General features: G+C 60.7%; 1 protein-coding gene. It reads left to right on the forward strand.

Going from position 1 to position 244, the window contains the following annotated elements; all coding sequences use genetic code 11:
* The coding region (locus tag EOD29_RS34325; RefSeq protein WP_206520618.1) for a PLP-dependent transferase at positions 1 to 244 on the forward strand (244 nt) is incomplete at both ends.

Here is a 244-nt window from a genome sequence, read left to right on the forward strand (position 1 = left end):
GAAAATTTCATCGCCGCCCGCAAGCTCTATGGCGGCTCGATCAATCAGTTCGGCCATGCTTTCGAGAATTTCGGCTGGCAGGTGCGATGGGCCGATTCCGCCGATCCGGCGAGCTTCGAAAGCCAGATCGACGACAAGACCCGCGGCATCTTTATCGAAAGCCTTGCCAATCCGGGCGGCACCTTCGTCGATATCGCCGCCATTGCCGACGTTGCGCATCGCCACGGCCTGCCGCTGATCGTCG

It is taken from the genome of Mesorhizobium sp. M1A.T.Ca.IN.004.03.1.1 (assembly GCF_003997555.1).
Taxonomy (GTDB): domain Bacteria; phylum Pseudomonadota; class Alphaproteobacteria; order Rhizobiales; family Rhizobiaceae; genus Mesorhizobium.